Raw genomic sequence first — 739 nt, 5'->3', positions numbered from 1 at the left:
ATGGACAGCACTTGATGCCTGCGGAAATTCATCAACAGCTACACAAACCATAAATGTTCAGGATGTAACCGCTCCGGTGATTGCAGCTTTACCGGCAATATCAACTATTAACTGTCCGGCAACACCTCAATTTACACAGGCAACAGCTACCGATAATTGTGGTTCAGCTTTTACGTTAACATTCAATGATGTGACTACGCCCGGACAATGTGCAGGATCTTATTCAGTTACCAGAACATGGACCGCGCGCGATGCTTGTGGAAATTCATCTACAGCTACACAAACCATAAATGTTCAGGATATAACAGCACCGGTAATTGCAGCTTTACCGGCAACATCGACTATTAACTGTCCTGCCACACCTCAGTTTGTACAAGCAACAGCTACTGATAATTGTGGTTCAGCTTTTACGCTGACTTTTAATGATGTGACTACTCCTGGACAGTGTGCAGGATCATATTCAGTGACCAGAACCTGGACAGCTACCGATGCTTGTGGAAATTCATCAACAAGATCACAAACAATCAATGTTCAGGATGTGACTGCTCCGGTTATTGCAGCTCTTCCGGCCACATCCACCATAGACTGTCCTGCAGTTCCTCAATTTGCAGAAGCTACAGCTACAGATAATTGTGGTTCTGCTTTCACACTGACATTCAACGATGTGACGACTCCGGGACAATGTGCCGGTTCTTATTCCGTTACCAGAACATGGACTGCTCGTGATGCCTGCGGAAAT

Annotated in this window: 1 protein-coding gene; it reads left to right on the top strand. The window is 45.3% G+C overall.

The genetic code is table 11. The features are described from left to right. A partial coding sequence (locus FEDK69T_RS15990; RefSeq protein ID WP_035656495.1) for an HYR-like domain-containing protein occupies nt 1–739 on the top strand: 739 nt, incomplete at both ends.

The organism is Flavobacterium enshiense DK69 (genome assembly GCF_000498495.1).
In the GTDB taxonomy this organism is placed as follows: domain Bacteria; phylum Bacteroidota; class Bacteroidia; order Flavobacteriales; family Flavobacteriaceae; genus Flavobacterium; species Flavobacterium enshiense.
The sequence above is the reverse complement of the archived record's forward strand: the minus strand, read 5'-3'. Positions and strand labels throughout refer to the sequence as shown.